The organism is Ruegeria sp. CF1 (genome assembly GCF_056537445.1).
In genome coordinates this window covers 1-16575 of the sequence record NZ_JBQFRN010000006.1, presented here as the reverse complement: position 1 = coordinate 16575, position 16575 = coordinate 1, and the positions used below count along the sequence as shown (strand labels likewise).

At 57.6% G+C, this 16575-nt stretch carries 17 protein-coding genes; 6 read left to right on the top strand and 11 right to left on the bottom strand.

What is annotated here, in order from left to right; all coding sequences use genetic code 11:
* Positions 1 to 2 precede the first annotated feature (2 nt).
* The 3 genes from ubiA (at position 3) to ACRZ96_RS12060 (ending at position 3277) form a co-directional block, all read left to right on the top strand.
* Entirely contained in the window at positions 3 to 965 is a 963-nt protein-coding gene (gene ubiA / locus ACRZ96_RS12070) for a 4-hydroxybenzoate octaprenyltransferase (protein ID WP_170423611.1), read from the top strand.
* A 67-nt stretch (positions 966 to 1032) separates the two neighbouring features.
* The gene (locus ACRZ96_RS12065; protein ID WP_480814680.1) at positions 1033 to 2955 is read left to right on the top strand and encodes an OmpA family protein; all 1923 of its coding nucleotides are present in this window, start codon (positions 1033 to 1035) and stop codon (positions 2953 to 2955) included.
* A 1-nt stretch (position 2956) separates the two neighbouring features.
* A complete protein-coding gene (locus ACRZ96_RS12060) occupies positions 2957 to 3277 on the top strand; it encodes a hypothetical protein (RefSeq protein ID WP_170395619.1) in 321 nt (106 codons plus the stop codon).
* A gap of 5 nt (positions 3278 to 3282) precedes the next feature.
* Here ACRZ96_RS12060 and ACRZ96_RS12055 read toward each other — a convergent pair whose 3' ends face one another.
* The 3 genes from ACRZ96_RS12055 to pgsA are packed head-to-tail and all read right to left on the bottom strand — an operon-like array spanning position 3283 to position 4645.
* Positions 3283 to 3726 (bottom strand): molybdopterin synthase catalytic subunit, encoded by a 444-nt coding sequence (locus ACRZ96_RS12055; protein WP_170566171.1) that lies wholly within the window; start codon positions 3724 to 3726, stop codon positions 3283 to 3285.
* A gap of 1 nt (position 3727) precedes the next feature.
* On the bottom strand, positions 3728 to 3973 hold the full coding sequence (gene moaD, locus ACRZ96_RS12050) for a molybdopterin converting factor subunit 1 (protein WP_170395615.1): 246 nt from the start codon (positions 3971 to 3973) through the stop codon (positions 3728 to 3730).
* Between the two features lie 3 nt (positions 3974 to 3976).
* The gene (gene pgsA / locus ACRZ96_RS12045; protein WP_170395613.1) at positions 3977 to 4645 is read right to left on the bottom strand and encodes a CDP-diacylglycerol--glycerol-3-phosphate 3-phosphatidyltransferase; all 669 of its coding nucleotides are present in this window, start codon (positions 4643 to 4645) and stop codon (positions 3977 to 3979) included.
* Positions 4646 to 4835: 190 nt separating this feature from the next.
* Between pgsA and ACRZ96_RS12040 the strand changes: the two genes are divergently transcribed.
* Complete coding sequence (locus ACRZ96_RS12040) at positions 4836 to 5720, top strand: DMT family transporter (protein WP_480707059.1); 885 nt, start codon at positions 4836 to 4838, stop codon at positions 5718 to 5720.
* On the opposite strand, the gene uvrC is transcribed toward ACRZ96_RS12040, so the two are convergent.
* The 7 genes from uvrC to ACRZ96_RS12005 form a co-directional block, all read right to left on the bottom strand.
* A complete protein-coding gene (gene uvrC, locus ACRZ96_RS12035; protein ID WP_480707058.1) occupies positions 5717 to 7591 on the bottom strand; it encodes an excinuclease ABC subunit UvrC in 1875 nt (624 codons plus the stop codon). The genes ACRZ96_RS12040 and uvrC overlap by 4 nt on opposite strands.
* 290 nt (positions 7592 to 7881) lie before the next feature.
* Positions 7882 to 8661: an SDR family oxidoreductase gene (locus ACRZ96_RS12030; RefSeq protein WP_480707057.1), complete on the bottom strand. Its 780-nt coding sequence runs from the start codon at positions 8659 to 8661 to the stop codon at positions 7882 to 7884.
* 21 nt (positions 8662 to 8682) lie between these two features.
* Entirely contained in the window at positions 8683 to 9645 is a 963-nt protein-coding gene (locus ACRZ96_RS12025; RefSeq protein ID WP_170395605.1) for a calcium/sodium antiporter, read from the bottom strand.
* Positions 9646 to 9813: 168 nt separating this feature from the next.
* The gene (locus ACRZ96_RS12020; protein ID WP_170395603.1) at positions 9814 to 10611 is read right to left on the bottom strand and encodes a S49 family peptidase; all 798 of its coding nucleotides are present in this window, start codon (positions 10609 to 10611) and stop codon (positions 9814 to 9816) included.
* Between the two features lie 104 nt (positions 10612 to 10715).
* Positions 10716 to 11477, bottom strand: coding sequence for an ABC transporter permease (locus tag ACRZ96_RS12015; protein ID WP_170395601.1), 762 nt, complete (start codon positions 11475 to 11477; stop codon positions 10716 to 10718).
* Positions 11474 to 12403 (bottom strand): ABC transporter ATP-binding protein, encoded by a 930-nt coding sequence (locus tag ACRZ96_RS12010; protein WP_480707054.1) that lies wholly within the window; start codon positions 12401 to 12403, stop codon positions 11474 to 11476. The genes ACRZ96_RS12015 and ACRZ96_RS12010 overlap by 4 nt, the downstream gene beginning before the upstream one ends.
* A 91-nt stretch (positions 12404 to 12494) precedes the next feature.
* Positions 12495 to 13010 carry an SRPBCC family protein gene (locus tag ACRZ96_RS12005; protein ID WP_170395597.1) on the bottom strand — a complete coding sequence of 172 codons (516 nt, stop codon included), beginning with the start codon at positions 13008 to 13010 and terminating at the stop codon, positions 12495 to 12497.
* Between the two features lie 155 nt (positions 13011 to 13165).
* On the opposite strand from ACRZ96_RS12005, the gene ACRZ96_RS12000 reads away from it, so the two are divergent.
* Positions 13166 to 14260: a CaiB/BaiF CoA transferase family protein gene (locus tag ACRZ96_RS12000; RefSeq protein ID WP_480772000.1), complete on the top strand. Its 1095-nt coding sequence runs from the start codon at positions 13166 to 13168 to the stop codon at positions 14258 to 14260.
* A 58-nt stretch (positions 14261 to 14318) separates the two neighbouring features.
* Here ACRZ96_RS12000 and hemE read toward each other — a convergent pair whose 3' ends face one another.
* Positions 14319 to 15353, bottom strand: a complete 1035-nt coding sequence (hemE, locus tag ACRZ96_RS11995; RefSeq protein WP_170566156.1) for a uroporphyrinogen decarboxylase — start codon at positions 15351 to 15353, stop codon at positions 14319 to 14321.
* 107 nt (positions 15354 to 15460) lie between these two features.
* On the opposite strand from hemE, the gene hemC reads away from it, so the two are divergent.
* Positions 15461 to 16417 carry a hydroxymethylbilane synthase gene (hemC, locus tag ACRZ96_RS11990; protein WP_480562781.1) on the top strand — a complete coding sequence of 319 codons (957 nt, stop codon included), beginning with the start codon at positions 15461 to 15463 and terminating at the stop codon, positions 16415 to 16417.
* Positions 16418 to 16575: the final 158 nt, after the last annotated feature.

Sequence of the window (16575 nt, the reverse complement as noted above, 5' to 3'; positions counted from 1 at the left end):
ATATGCAAGGCAATGCCCCAACACCAGACGGTCAAGTCGCCGATGCCGTAACCGGCAATTGGGTCGACACCCACGCCCCCGCCTTTGCCCGCCCTTACCTGCGGCTCAGCCGCGCAGACCGACCCATCGGCACATGGCTTCTGCTGATTCCCTGCTGGTGGGGTCTGGCCTTGGCCATCCTGAGCGACGGCGCACCACGATGGGAGGATCTTTGGATCGCAGTTGGTTGTGCCATTGGTGCGTTTTTGATGCGCGGCGCGGGCTGTACGTGGAACGACATTACTGATCGTGAGTTTGACGGGAAAGTCGAGCGTACAAGGTCGCGCCCGATTCCCTCAGGCCAAGTGAGTGTCCGTCAGGCTGCATTCTGGATGGTGCTGCAATGTCTGTTGGCCCTGGCCATCCTTCTGACCTTCAACCGGGCCGCGATTGCGATGGGGGTTCTGTCTTTGCTGCCTGTTACCATCTATCCCTATGCAAAACGTTTTACGTGGTGGCCGCAGATTTTTCTGGGGCTGGCCTTCAACTGGGGCGCATTGCTGGCCTGGGCTGCACATACCGGCACCGTGGGCTGGCCTGCGATCATGCTTTATCTGTCAGGAATCGCGTGGACTTTGTTCTACGACACGATCTACGCCCATCAGGATGCTGAGGATGACGAGCTGATCGGCATCAAGTCCACCGCACGGTTGTTTGGCACCGATACCGCCCGTTGGCTCAAGTATTTTCTGATTGGAACCGTCAGTCTAATGGCCTTTGCAATTATCGACGCGGCTTTGCCCGGGACATCGGTTCTTGCTTTGGCGGTCGCCCTTGGCGGGCCTTGGGCGATGGGGTGGCATCTGGCCTGGCAATTGCGGGGGCTGGACACGGAGGACAACGCCAAATTGCTACAGCTTTTCCGGGCCAATCGCGACACCGGCTTGATTCCGCTGATCTTCCTCTGCGTCGCCCTTTTCCTCTGATTGCACCTCTGTGCTGCGCTCTGTATGAGTCCCGGAACCAACCGCCCGAGGAGTCTCGATTTCGCCCATGCGTCTGCCTTACGCCCTAGCTGTTGCGTTGATTTTCGCGGTGTCCGCCGTGCTATCGCTGGTGGTCGCTGGATTTGCGGTCAGCAAGATCGAAGACGCCTCGGAACTGGCCGTGCGAAAGGCCTTGAACTTGCAGGGGCATGATTGGGCCGAAGTCGAATCCGACGGCCTGCGTGTCGTTCTGACCGGCACGGCCCCGACTGAGGCGACCCGATTCAACGCCCTGATCGCTGCGGGCACCGAGGTCGACACCTCGCGCGTCATTGACGAGATGGGGGTTGCTCCCACCGCCGATCTGACACCGCCCCGCTTTTCTACCGAGATCCTGCGCAATGACAGTGGAATTTCGATTATCGGGCTAGTACCTGCGGCTCTGGATCGCGACGATCTGGTAGACAGGCTGCAACGCCTTGATCGGGACGCGTCAGTTTCGGACCTGATGGAAAGTGCCGACTATCCCAAGCCAGACGGTTGGGATCAGGCAATCGACTATGCGATCGAAGCGCTCTCGGATTTGCCACGGGCCAAGATATCTGCCAGCCCAGGGTTGGTGCGTATCACGGCCATTGCCGATAGCCAGCAAGAGAAAGACCAGCTGGAACAAGACCTGAGCCGCGCCGCGCCACCTGGTCTGCGAATCGGCCTTTCGATTTCGGCACCTCGCCCGGTAATCACACCATTCACGCTGCGCTATTTGATTGATGAAGATGGCGGGCAGTTTGATGCGTGCTCGGCCCAGGATGAAGTTGCGCGCGACATCATCGTCGCTGCAGCACAAGAGGCCGGATTAACCAGCCCCTATTCCTGCACCATTGGGCTAGGCGTACCGTCTCCGCGTTGGGCGAATGCAGCGCAGCTCAGCATTCGTGCGCTATCTGAACTTGGTCAGGGTTCAGTTACTCTGTCGGATGCAGATATCACTCTAGTTGCCACACAAGGGACAAACCCTTTGGAGTTCGACCGCATCGTGGGAGAGCTCGAAAATACGCTGCCCGAGGTTTTCGCCTTGCATGCAGTTCTTCCCGAACCCGAACCGGATGACCCGACTGGGCCTATTGAATTCGTCGCAACACGTAGCCCTGAGGGTTTGGTTCAACTGCGTGGCCGTCTGAGTGACGAAACGCTGCGTGAAATGACCGACAGCTTTGCACGTGCCGCCTTTGGATCATTGCAGGTGCACACAGCCACCCGGATTGCACCGGACCTGCCCGCGGATTGGCCCATACGCGTCTTGGCCGGGCTGGAGGCACTGTCGCAACTGCACAATGGCGCCCTGACCGTTACGCCGGACAATGTAGCACTGTCGGGCATCAGCCATGATCCCGACGCCAAGGCCCGGATCGCCGGCATGCTATCGGACAAGCTGGGCGAGGCGCAGGATTACACCCTGTCAATCACCTATCAGGAGCCGCCCGCACCCGCCGACGCGCCGCCCGACCCTGAGGTCTGCGAAGAGCAGCTGGCCGAGGTTCAGGCCGCCAGAAAAATTGCGTTCGAACCGGGATCAGCCACCGTCGCAGCAGACTCGCGCGATGCCCTGAACCAGATCGCGGACATCCTGCGTGAATGTGGCCCCATCCGGTTGGAGATTCAGGGCCATACCGACAGTCAGGGCCGTGAAGAGATGAACCAGCAGCTCAGCCAGTCGCGCGCGCAGTCGATCCTGAACGAATTGCGCGGACGGCGCGTGCCGACCTCAAGCTTTTCTGCGGTCGGGTATGGCGAGACGCAGCCCATCGCCGATAACGAAACCGAAGAAGGCCGCGAAGAGAACCGCCGCATCGAGTTTCGCCTGATCCGTCCTGAACCCGTGGCCAACACCCTGACCGGGCTTGAGGCGATGGAAGCCGAGGCCGAATCTGAGGCCGAAATCGAGACACCTGAAACCGACGCACCGGATGCAGGCTCAGAGGACCAGTAAGTTGAACAGAACAGAATTCATCATCGCCACAGCCATCATCCTGTTCGCAGCTTTCTGCATGGGTTGGTTCGCCAACTGGCTGGCCCATCGGCTGTCCCGTGTTCGCCAAAGCGACGTGGCCGATCTTGACCGCATGAGTCAGGAACTGCACGAGGCCGAAGAAACACGCGATCAGGCAATCACATATCTTCAGCAGCGCGAGGCAGAGCTGACCAACCAGCTGACTCAAACCGAAGCCGAGTTGAATGCCGCAATGGAAGGGCTGCGCGCGGCGCGGCAGGAAGCCGAAGAGATGCGCGGGCGGATCAACAACGCAGACTAGGCACCCTACCAGCGGGTCAGCGCGTCTTCATCCTCGTCCTTGGCAGTCACCCATTCTGCTCCGGACGTGGTGATTTCCTTCTTCCAGAATGGCGCGCGAGACTTAAGGTAATCCATCAGATATTCCGCCGCCTCAAACGCATCTTTGCGGTGCGGTGCGGCGGTGGCGACCATCATGATACGGTCACCCGGGGCAAGCCTTCCGTGGCGGTGGATCACCAGAACGTTGCCCAGTGACCAACGGGCTTGCGCCTCTTCCGCGATCTTGGTTAGGGCGCGTTCGGTCATGCCAGGATAGTGCTCGATCTCCATCACATCCAGATCGCCCGAAGCCAGATCGCGCACAACGCCTGTGAAGGTCACGATGGCCCCGTTGGTATCGTCCCCGGCGGCAAAAGCGTTGGCTTCGGCCCCCAGATCGAACGGAGCCTCCTGCACGACGATCCGCATTCTAGCCACCCGTCATGGGCGGAAAGAACGCAACCTCGCGCACACCGGTCAGCGGGGCGTCAAAATCCGAAAGCTCTTGGTCCAGCGCCACGCGCAGGGCCGACAGATCAGCAAAGGCAGCAGCATAGCGATCCTCACGCGCGCTCAGTTCCGCGACCAAATCGCTGACTGTTGCTGCCTCGGTTTCAATCTTCTCTTTCGGCAGGCCGATGCGTTCGCGCACCCAGGCGAAATACAGCACGTTCATCGGTTAGCTCTCCTTCAGGTGGGGCATGGCTTTACGTAGGTAGTCATAGCCTGTGATCAATGTCAGCGTCGCGGCAATCCAGAGCAGCCATAACCCGATACGACCTGACCAGAACATGGCCTCAAGATGCCAGCGGATGTTGTTCAGGTCCTCGACCTGCCCTGCCAGAACCTGGTCAATGGTTGTCGCATCCATGCCAAACGTGGCCATCACAAAATGGTGCTCGAATATCCCCTGCGAGAACAGGATCGCGATCGCTACCATCTGTGCCGTCGTTTTCCACTTGGCTAGCTTGGTGACCTTCAGGGTTCCGGCCACATCGCCCAGATACTCTCGCAAGCCTGAGACAAAGACTTCGCGAAACAGGATCACTGTCGCGGGCAGGACCAGCCATGGTGTCCAGTGTTCAGTCGAATAGCCCACCAATATCATCAGCGCGATTACCACCATTGCCTTGTCGGCAATGGGATCCAGCATGGCGCCAATCTTCGTTTCCTGTTTCCAGGCGCGCGCCAGATACCCGTCGAACCAATCGGTGATCGCCGCTGACAGGAACAGGATCAAAGCAAACCAATCCGCATAGGGACGGGTGAAATACAGAAACATCACGGCGAGACCGGGGGCCGCCACTAGGCGCAGTACAGTCAGAATATTCGGCAGGTTCCATTTCATGGCTTGGACCCTACATCGCCGGTTCAAGACAGAAAAGACAGGGGCTTAAAAAACTGACCCAACACAAGCGTTTGCTGTCTTAAAAGTCAAAGCGTCGCAGCGGTGGTCACATTACAGGTTTCATCTTGGCACTTGATTGCTTTGGCGTCAGATTGTCGGCTGGCCAACCAGACAACACCCCAGAGCTGACATGACACCGCATATTCAAACCGATCCCCGGTCAAATCTGATCGGCAGCGCCTGGATGGTCGCCGCAATGGCACTGTTCGCGCTGGAGGATGCGCTGCTTAAGGCGGCTTCGGCGTCGATCCCGATCTGGCAAGTGCTTGTTCTTTTCGGTGCTGGTGGTGCAGTGATCTATGCCGCGGTTGCCACAGTACGTAGCACGCGTCTGTTCCAACCCGACGTGCTGTCGCGCCCGATGAAGGTACGTGTGGTCTTCGAGATCCTTGGACGGCTTTTCTATGTATTGGCGATCGCTTTGACGCCACTGTCCTCGGCTACGGTGATCCTTCAGGCCACACCACTGGTTGTCGTCGCAGGGGCCGCGTTGTTCTTTGGAGAATCCGTCGGCTGGCGGCGATGGAGCGCCATTTTTATCGGTCTTGTTGGCGTTGTGATCATCATCCAACCGACCGGAGACAGCTTCTCGGCCCTGTCAATCCTTGCCGTGCTGGGGATGCTCGGCTTTGCGGGGCGCGATCTGGCCAGCCGCGCCGCGCCCGCAACACTGGGCACTGAGGTTCTGGGGTTCTATGGCTTCCTCTGCATCATTGTCGCGGGTTTGGCTTATCGATTCTGGGAAGGAACACCGCTGCAAACTCTGACGCCTAATGTCAGCCTGCACATGGGCGGGGCGATTGTGATGGGGGTCATGGCCTATGCCGCGCTGATGAAGGCGATGCGCACCGGCGAGGTCTCATCTGTGACGCCGTTTCGCTATTCGCGGCTGTTGTTCGGTATCGGCTTGGGCGTGGTGATGTTTGGCGAGCGATTGGATCAGACCATGTGGATTGGCTGCGGCCTCATCGTGGCGTCGGGCCTCTATATCCTTTGGCGGGGGCGAAAGGCCTAGCCCTTGTCATGGAAGAAGTCATAGACCTTCTGCGCCAACCCGGCTGAAATCCCCTCGACGGCTTTAAGATCCGCCAAATTGGCTCGGCTCACCGCTTTGGCGCTGCCGAAATGAGTCAGCAGGGCGCGTTTGCGCGCGGCCCCGACGCCGGGGATTTCGTCCAGTGGCGTTGCACCAACCGCCTTGGCGCGTTTCGCGCGATGGGTGCCGATGGCAAAGCGATGCGCCTCATCCCTCAAGCGCTGGATAAAGTACAATACGGGATCGTTGCGTTTCAGCGCAAAAGGGCGCTGCCCGATGCGGTGGAACTCTTCCTTGCCGTGATCTCGATCAACACCCTTGGCAACACCGACCATCGGGATGTCCTCGACCCCATGCTGGGCCATGATCTCATGTACGGCGCCCACCTGCCCCGCGCCACCGTCGATCAGCAGCAGATCGGGCCAATGCCCTTTGTCCCGATCCGGATCTTCCTTTTGCAGGCGCGTAAAACGGCGGGTCAGGACCTCTTTCATCATGCCGAAGTCATCGCCGGGGGTTAGATCATCGCCGCGGATGTTGAACTTGCGATAGGCGTTTTTCATGAACCCCTCTGGGCCCGCGACGATCATGCCACCCACGGCATTGGTGCCTTGAATGTGAGAGTTGTCATAAACTTCGATCCGGTTCGGTGGCGCGTCCAGATCAAAGGCCTCGGCCACACCGCGTAGCAATTTGGCCTGCGTGGCACTTTCCGACATCCGCCGGGCCAGCGATTCACGTGCGTTGCGCAAGGCACCGGCGATCAGTTCCTGCTTTTCACCGCGCTGGGGCACCAGGATTTCCACCTTGCGTCCAGCTTTTTCCGACAATGCCTCCTGCATCAGATCGGCATTCTCGATTGCATCAGACAGGATCAACTGCCGGGGTGGTTCCTTGTTGTCATAGAACTGGCCCAGGAACGCTTCCATCGCCTCAGCCTGTGACACATCCGGGCCGACGCGCGGATAGAAATCGCGGTTACCCCAGTTCTGGTTGGCCCGGATGAAAAACACCTGAACGCAGGCTTGACCGCTGTCCATATAGAGGCCAATGACGTCAGCCTCGGCCACGCCGCGCGGATTGATGCCCTGAGACGTCTGCACCTGCGTCAGCGCCCGGATACGGTCGCGCAAACCGGCGGCTCGTTCGAACTCCATCGCCTCGGAGGCAGCCATCATCTGCGCGGCGAGATCTTCCTGCACTTTGGTAGATCGGCCTGACAGGAACCTTTCGGCATCCTTAACGCTTTCACGATAATCGGCTTCCGAGATCAGTCCGACGCACGGCCCAGAACATCGCTTGATCTGATAGAGCAGGCACGGCCGGGTCCGGCTATCGAACATGGAATCCGAACAGTTCCGCAGCAGGAACGCCTTTTGCAGCTGGTTCAGCGTCCTGTTCACCGCGCCTGCACTGGCGAAGGGGCCAAAATAAGCCCCCTTTTCTTTCTTCGCCCCTCGGTGCTTTTTGATCTGCGGAAAGGCATGATCCTTGGCGACCAGAATATTCGGGAAGCTTTTGTCATCCCGCAACAATACGTTGTATTTGGGCTTGAGCTGCTTGATCAGGTTCTGTTCCAGCAGCAGCGCCTCGGTCTCGGTCCGAGTGGTCAGAAACATCATCGAGGCAGTTGCGGCGATCATTTTCTCGATCCGACCCGAATGTCCCGGGCGGGTGTAGTTCGATACCCTCGCCTTCAGGTTTCGCGCTTTACCTACGTAAAGAACTCGGCTGTCCCCATCCAACATCCGATACACACCCGGCGAGCTGTCCAGCGTTTTCGCATAACGCTGAATGCAGGCATAGCCGGTGGCTTGGGTCGACGATTCGGGATCGGTGCTGGCGGTCATGAGTCTGAGATATGATTCTCTGACCATGGCTGCAATCTTGTGCGCTTCAGATCAAGAGAAAACAAATCCACGACTTCTGTGGATAACTGTGCAGATAACTTTAGGGGCATCGTGATTTTCCCTTGAATCCTTGCCTATTCGTTGATCTGCACAAAAAATAGGCAGGAAATTATGGTGTTGTTTTTAAAAGATAAATTTGTTGATCTGAGACAAGTGTATGAAAATTAAGACATTTTTGTAACGCTCGAGTAACAGAGATGAGAGCGGTGCAAAACTTGCAGCAGATTTACTTATTCTACACCAAGAACATCGGGTGTTTGCCAACCCAAATGTTGCCCACCATCGACGCAAAGAAGCTGCCCCGTAACGGCATGTGCATCCAGAAAGTATCCCAGCGCAGCAGTAATATCCGACGGGTTCGCGCCGCGCTCCAGAATCGTGTTCTGCCGCTGAGCGCTAAAATGAGCATCACTTTGGCGATGACCCTGCAGCGTTGGACCGGGGCCGATCGCGTTCACACGGATTGCGGGTGTCAGAGCCTGCGCTGCAGTCCGGGTCAAGGCCCACAACCCCATCTTGGCAATCGTGTATGACATGAACTCAGGCGTCAGTTTACGCACCCGCATATCCACCATGTTCACGATCAGCCCAATCGCTAGAGGCTCTCCCTGATCATCAAGCTCCGACTGCAACCCCTGCTCGGCCATGGCTTGGGTCAGTACGAATGGTGCGCGCAGATTGCTGTCGAGATGCCGATCCCAGCTTTGGCGGGTAGCTGTGTGGATATTGTCATACTCAAATATCGATGCATTGTTGACCAGACAGGTGATCGGACCACCCAGCGCCTCAGCTGCACGCGGCAGCAATGAGCTGACTTGCCCCTCATCAAGCAGATCGGCCTGCAGCGCAACTGACCTTCGGCCCAGCGCCTGAACCTCATCAACCGTTTCACGCGCGGCCTGATCCGAACTGGAATAGTGCACAGCGACATTCATTCCGCGCTGCGCCAAATACAGCGCCATGGCACGACCAAGGCGTTTACCGGCACCGGTCACCAATGCTCGGGTCATGGGCTCATTCTCCTCGTCAGGTCAGGCTAACAGGCTTGCAACATAGATCACATAGAGCGCTGTCAAGATCAGGCCCCAGACGCGTGTGATATCTTTCTTGAAGAATACAAAAGGAACCAACAAGAGCGACGCGCCGAGCATCACCCACAGATCGAAACGCAGGAATTCAGGATCGACGGGAATACGCCCAAACAAGGTCGTAATGCCGACAATGGCCAGCAGATTGAACATGTTCGATCCGATGACGTTACCCAGTGCCACATCCGCTTGTCGCCTCAGGGCAGCCATGACGGTTGTCGACAGTTCCGGCAGGGACGTACCCACCGCGATCAGCGTAAGGCCGATCACTGTTTCGCTCACACCATAGTTCCGGGCAATGACGGTCGCATTTTCGACCAGCAGATGCGCACCCATTGGCAGTCCGATCAAGCCGAGGATCAGGTAGATCGCCACCTTCCAATAAGGCATGTCAGGATCTGCTTCCTCAAGACCCTCAAGCTCGTCCTCATCGGCACAAGCTTCACCACAGGCTTTACGGTGCGCATGTGCTTCGCGAAACGCGTTGCCGAGGATCAGAGCCAACGCAGCCAGCAAAATTGCCCCGCTGAGCAGATTAAAGACCCCGCAAAAAGCCAACCCGATAAATAACACCGACGCCAGAAGCATGAAGATGTAGTTCTTGCGGCTGTCGCACTCACTTGTGTGCAAGGTCGCCAGAAGCGCGGGCAATCCCAGAACCAGCAAGATATTCGCTGTATTCGAGCCCACCACGTTACCCAAAGCAATGCCCGGCGCGTTTTCCTTGATGGCGCTGATTGCAATCAGCAGCTCAGGGGCCGAAGTTCCAAAGGCAACTATTGTCAGGCTGACGATCAGGGCGGGAACCCCCAACCGCAGGCTGAGGTTCACGGCCCCTCGCACCAGCGCGTCGCCTGCCAACAACAGGATCAGCAGCCCGAGGCCGGAGAACAGCCATGCCGTCATCCACGGCCTCCTTCTTCGCAAGGACACGGGCCTTTGCCGATCCTAAACCGCCCACAACGCGGACATTTCGCAGAACTCAATCGTTTCTGTCCAGGAAAGCGTAGCTTGCCGAACATCGCCAGAACGCCCATGGCGATCAGGAACAAGGTGACTGCTTTGATGATCACTCTACAACCCGAAACGCGCGTAGGCAGCGCGCTCCTCAAACCCGGCTATGGCATCCTGCGCCAGCGTCGCGCCGAAGCGCGACCAGATCGGTTTGCGCAGGCCATAGCGGCGGAACCTGACTTTGTCGCCAAACTTCTCCTGCATCTTGGGCTTCAGATGGGCAATACCATCGATCAGGCCCAGCTGTTGCGCGCGACGGGCCAGCCAGACCTCGCCGTTGAACAGATCAGCGCTGCTGTCCAGCTTGCCGTCCCGGCGAGATTTCACATGGGTTATGAAATTCTCGTGGATATCGCCCAGCAGCACTTTGAGCCGTGCAATGTCTTCTTTCTTTTCCGGAGCAAACGGGTCGAGCATTGATTTCGACTGACCCGCAGTATGTACGCGCCGTTCAAAGCCCTGACGTGCCAGAAAAACATGCGCGCCAAATCCCGACGATATCACGCCGATCGACCCCAGAACCGAACTGTCATCGGCCCAAATCTCATCCGCTGAAACCGCCAACCAATATCCACCCGAAGCCGCCACGTCTTCGACGAAGGCGTAGACAGGGATCTTAAGCTCTTCCGCCAGCCGTTGGATACGCGCACCGATTAATGAGCTTTGAACGGGGGAGCCGCCCGGCGAATTGATCTCCAGCGCGACCGCAGCGGGCTTGCCCTTGCGAAAGGCTTTCTCCAACACCGGTGCCAGAGCGGTCGCGTTCATCGACCCTCGCCCGGCCATTCCAATGGCACCGGACAGGCGAACAACGGCCACAAGTGGCGGCTTTTTCATGAAGGGCAGGCTGAGTTTCATGGAAGCCGATGTAGAGCGCGCCGGAGCCGTAAACAAGAGACCCGAAGCGCCATAAACGCGACGTGAACCAATTTCACACACCTGATGGGCAAAAATGCAACGCCCTAGCTGCGGATGCGCCAACCGGTTTTGAAGATCCAGCCAATGATCGCGAGGCATATTCCGGTGAAGGCTAGTATGGCCAGAAGGCTCCAAAATATCGGGACATCTGCGATACCATAGAATGACCAGCGGAACCCGGAAATCAGATAAACCACAGGGTTGAACAGAGTGATCGTCTGCCAAAGCGGAGGTAGCATCGAGATCGAGTAAAACGTCCCACCCAGAAAAATCAGGGGCGTCACAACAAGCTGGGGGACAAGCGACATTTGCTCAAAATTTCCGGCCCAAATGCCCACGATAAACCCCAGCAGCGAGAAACTGAGGCAAGACAAGATCAGGAAAGCCGCCATGGCAAACGGGTGTTCAATGCGAATGTCCACAAAGAACGTCGCAGTGGCCAGAATGACAAGACCTACAAACAGTGCCTTAGTTGCGGCCGCGCCCACATAACCAATCACAATCTCGATGAAATTGATGGGGGCTGAAAGCAACTCATAAATCGTACCCAAGAATTTGGGAAAGTAGATGCCAAAGGACGCGTTCGAGATTGACAGCATCACTACGGACAACATGATAAGACCCGGCACAATGAAGGCCCCGTAGGACACGCCTTCAATCTCTTGAATGCGACTGCCGATGGCAGTGCCAAACACCACGAAATAAAGCGAGGTCGACAGGACCGGCGACAGAAAACTCTGCGCCAGTGTGCGAAAGAACCGGGCCATTTCAAACCGGTAGATGGCAGTAATAGCGGACCAGTTCATGCGGGTTCTCCGGACACGAGGTTGACGAAAATCTCTTCAAGGCTCGATTGCCGCGTCTGCACATCACGCAGCATTAGACCGGCCTGTGCAACATCATTGAGAAGAGTGGTGATGCCCGTGCGCTCGGCATTGGTGTCGTAAGTATAGATCAGCGCATCGCCTGCACCGTTGAGCGTCAGTTGATGATCGGACAGAACGTCGGGAACCGATAAAATAGGCTCGGTCAACATGACCTCAATCTGCTTTTTGCCCATCTGCGCCATCAATGTGTCTTTGTCCTGCACGAGCAAAAGCTCACCCTTGTCGATGACACCCACACGGTCGGCGATTGCCTCGGCTTCCTCGATGTAGTGAGTGGTCAGGATGATGGTGACACCAGCCTGCTTCAATTCGGCCACGATCTCCCACATGTCCTTACGTAGCTCGACATCTACGCCGGCGGTGGGTTCATCCAGAAACAGCACCCTTGGCTCATGCGCCAAGGCTTTCGCGATCAGCACACGTCGCTTCATGCCTCCGGATAGTTCCTTGATTGCGTTACGGCGTTTGTCCCATAGGGACAGCTTGCGCAGGATTTCCTCGATCCTAGCGTTGTCTCCGCTATGACCGAACAGCCCGCGCGAAAAGCGGACAGTGTTCCAGACCTTCTCGAACGGTTCCAGCGCGATTTCCTGCGGCACCAGCCCAATCATCTTGCGGGCTGCGCGATACTCGGTCTGGATGTCATGGCCACCTACGGTGACCGAGCCCGAAGTCGGCGTGGTAATACCGCACACAGTCGAGATCAGCGTTGTTTTACCCGCCCCATTGGGGCCCAACAGCGCTAGAATCTCACCTTCTTCAATGTCCAGAGACACACCTTTCAGCGCCTCAAACCCATCGGCATAAGACTTCCGCAAATCCCGGATCGACAATATGGTCGTCATGCGTAACCTCGTTCTGACCCCGCAACCTATCGTGACGGACCATCGTCGAACAGTCCAATTCCGCACAGTGCCATGCGCGTGTGCGCAGGGTTCAGTCTCGTCCCGTCAGGCGACCTAGCCAGCCTGACTTGGTCTCTTCTTCGGCAGCGTCTTCTTGCGGTGGCGGACCTTCGAAATATTCTTGAAGATTGGCGAAGAACTGATCGGCCATCTTCTTGGCAAACCCATCAATCAGGCGGCTGCCCAGCTGAGCCAGTTTGCCACCCACCTTAGCCTCGACCTCGTAGGTCAGAAGGGTGCCACCAGCCTCGCTGGGCGCGAAGGTTACATCTGCGCTTCCCTTGGCAAAGCCTGCAGCGCCCCCCTTGCCCTCACCTGCGATGGTCAGGCGTTCGGGCTCAATCATGTCGGACATGGTCACTGTGCCTTTGAAAGTCGCCTTCACAGGGCCAACCTTTTGCACCACGGTCGCATTATACCCCTCGGTTGGATCACCGGTAATCTCCTGCGCGCCGCTGATGCAGGCTTTTAATACTTCAGGGTCCAGCAACGCAGCGTAAACGGCGGCAGGCGGCGCCTGAATTTCACGGGTATCGCTTAACTGCATCTCTCAACCTCTTTTTAATCCTACGGCAGACCACAAAGACCTAGCCCTGAAACATCGATGCAGGCAACCAGTTTGCTCAAACCAAGGCACTGGATCGGGATTCTTCGCTTGCATTCGTTCCGCCCAACAGAAACCCTGCGCCGCAGGAGGAAGACATGCTGCACGGCATACGCATCATCGAAATCGAAGGGCTGGGCCCAGCCCCCTTCGCGGCCATGCTGCTGGCGGATATGGGCGCCGATATCATCACCATCCATCGCAAAGGGTCCGCCGTCACTCCGGGTATGCCTGAACGTTCGCTGCTGGATCGCGGCAAACGATCAATTGCGCTGGACCTCAAAGACCCTCTGGATCTTAGCGTTGCAAAACGGCTGATCGCAACGGCTGATGCGCTGATCGAGGGTTTTCGCCCCGGCGTGATGGAAAAACTGGGGCTGGGGCCGGAAGACTGTCATCACCTGAACCCAAAGCTGGTCTATGGCCGAATGACAGGCTGGGGGCAGCATAGCCCACTTTCTGAGACAGCGGGCCATGATCTCAACTATATCGCCCTTTCAGGGGCTTTATCCTACGCGTCGCCGCCCGGCCAACCGCCTTTGACGCCCGCAACACTAGTCGGGGATATCGGCGGTGGTGCGATGTATCTGGTTGCAGGTCTGCTCGCCGGGCTTCTGAATGCCCGGAGCACAGGCAAAGGCACGGTGGTGGACGCCGCCATCTACGATGGCTCGGCACACATGATGAATTTGCTGATGAGCCTGCGCCAAACCGGCAACCTGTCCGACACCCGGGGTCAAAGCCTGCTTGACGGACCGCATTGGAGCCGAACCTACGCCTGCGCAGATGGCGGCTTCATCTCAGTTCAATGTCTGGAGCCAAAATTCTATGCTCACTTCCTGGACATCCTCGGGCTCAGCGATGACGCGGAATTCGCTCAGCAATATAACCATGCGACGTGGCCCAACCTGACGAAGCGGTTGAGCAAAATCTTTGCCGAGAAGCCGCGCGACGAATGGGCGGCGCTGTTTCAAGGCACGGACGCCTGCGTTGCGCCGGTCCTAAGTCCACAAGAAGCACGGGATCACCCTATGAATTCGGCTCGCCAAACATGGATCGACCACGACGAAACACGTCAAGCCGCAGCCGCTCCTAGATTCTCAACCTACAACTGGCAACCGCGGCCCAGCCCCAAACGCGGAGAGCATACAAATGAGATTTTGAACGAACTTCCTCCCGCTTCATCTGGCTAAAAATACCTCGGGGGTGAATTGGCCGCAGGCCAAGAGGGGGCTGCCCCCCTCGCCAGGCTTACCGCCCGCGCACCGTATCGATCATCAATTGAACGTTCTCAGGGTCCGCATCTGGCGTAATACCATGACCCAAATTGAAGATATGCGGTCCTTTTGAGAAGGCTTCGACAATCCGCCGCGTCTCATCGACAAGCGCTTGCCCGCCTGTCACCATATGCGATGAAGCCAAATTGCCCTGCACACACCCATCGACTTGCACATTCGCAGCAGCCCATTCGGGCGACACAGAATTGTCCAGCGCGACACAATCCACACCGGTGGCCTTGGCGAAACCGATGTAACCCTGATCCGCTTCGCGTGGGAAACCTATCACGGGAATGCCCGGATGGCGGGCTTTTATGGCGGCAGTAATCACGCGACAGTGTTCTACGGCGTAATTCTGAAACGCTTCGCCCTTCAATGATCCCCCCCAACTATCAAATATTTTGACAACCTCGGCCCCTGCCTCGATTTGGGCAGACAGGTATTCAATTGTCGCGGCCGTGATCCGATCCAACAGCGCCTCGAACAGCGCAGTGTTTTCTTCGCGCAGCGCATGGGCTGGCCCCTGATCCGGGGTGCCCCGTCCGGCGATCATGTAGGTCGCTACTGTCCAGGGCGCGCCAGCAAAGCCAATCAAAGTAGTCTCAGAAGGAAGCTCGCGAGAAAGGATGCGCACGGTTTCATACACCGGAGAGAGCGTCTCATGAATTGCATCAACGGGCTTCAGCGCATCAAACTCCGACTGCCGTGTAATTGTCGAAAGGCGAGGACCTTCGCCGGTGACAAACCACAAATCCGCACCCAGCGCCTGCGGCACAAGCAGGATATCAGCAAACAGGATCGCGGCATCAAAGCCGTAGCGGCGAATAGGCTGAAGGGTGACTTCGGCGGCAAGCTCGGGGTTATAGCAAAGAGACAGGAAATCTCCGGCCTGTGCGCGCGTTGCACGATATTCAGGCAAATACCTCCCGGCCTGTCGCATCATCCAGATCGGCGGCACATCCTGCACTTCCCCCGCCAGCGCCCGTAGCAATTTCTTTGTCTCGGCCATTCGTGCCCCCAGTGTTCCGGTTTGGTGCAACGCGTCGGCCCTCAGTGGCAATTTGTCAAGCTCTGCCCCCATTGTCAGGGCAATGTGACGCGACTAAAGCTGTGCGCATGAGTCTTACATTGCCTACCCCCGCATCGCCTCTGAAAATCGGCACCCGTGGATCACCGCTGGCGCTGGCGCAGGCCTATGAAACCCGTCAGAGACTTGGCGCCGCTTTCGACCTGCCTGAGGACGCGTTTGAGATCGTGGTAATCAAGACCACCGGCGACAACCGCGCGATGATCGATGCGGACCGACCGCTGAAAGAGATTGGCAACAAGGGTCTGTTCACCAAGGAAATCGAAGAGGCGATGCTGAAGGGCGAGATTGATGTCGCCGTGCATTCGACCAAGGACATGCCGGTCGAACAGCCTGATGGGCTGGTGCTGGATACTTTTCTGCCGCGTGAAGACGTGCGCGATGCCTTTATCTCTCCGACGCTGAGTTCGATTCACGACTTGCCAGAGGGCGCAGTTGTCGGGACTTCATCGTTGCGCCGCCGGGCGCAGTTGCTGAATCGGCGGCCCGATCTGAAAGTGGTCGAGTTTCGCGGCAATGTGCAGACTCGCCTGAAGAAGCTGGCAGATGGCGTGGCCGATTGTACCTTCCTGGCCATGGCCGGATTGCGCCGCTTGGATATGAAAGACGTCCCCGCGACTGCTATATCGCCTGATGACATGCTACCTGCCATTGCGCAGGGCACCATCGGCATTGAACGGCGCAGCGACGATAGCCGCACCGCCGAGATGCTGGCGGCGATTCATCATGTTGAAACAAGCCAACGCCTTGCGGCTGAACGCAGCCTGCTGGCCGGGCTGGATGGCTCATGCGAAACACCGATCGCCGGTCTGGCACAAGTCCAAGATGGCCAACTGCATCTGCGTGGAGAAGTTCTGCGCCCGGACGGTTCCGAGGCGATCAGCGAAGAGGCCACCGGGGCGCTCGAAGACGGCGCAAAACTGGGTCAGACAATGGCCGCCTCTCTGTTGAAACAGGCCGGACCAGGGTTTTTCGACTGGCGCTAAGAAAAAATTTAAACAATTTCAGGGTAATGTGAACTTCTTCACTGTCTACCCTGCCGAATTCGTTAAATGTCAATGAGCGTTCAAAACTGACCCGGTTTCAGCATTTAAATTTGACCCACCCTATGTGGCGCAAAGCCCCCAGGCGGGCCGCCCTCATA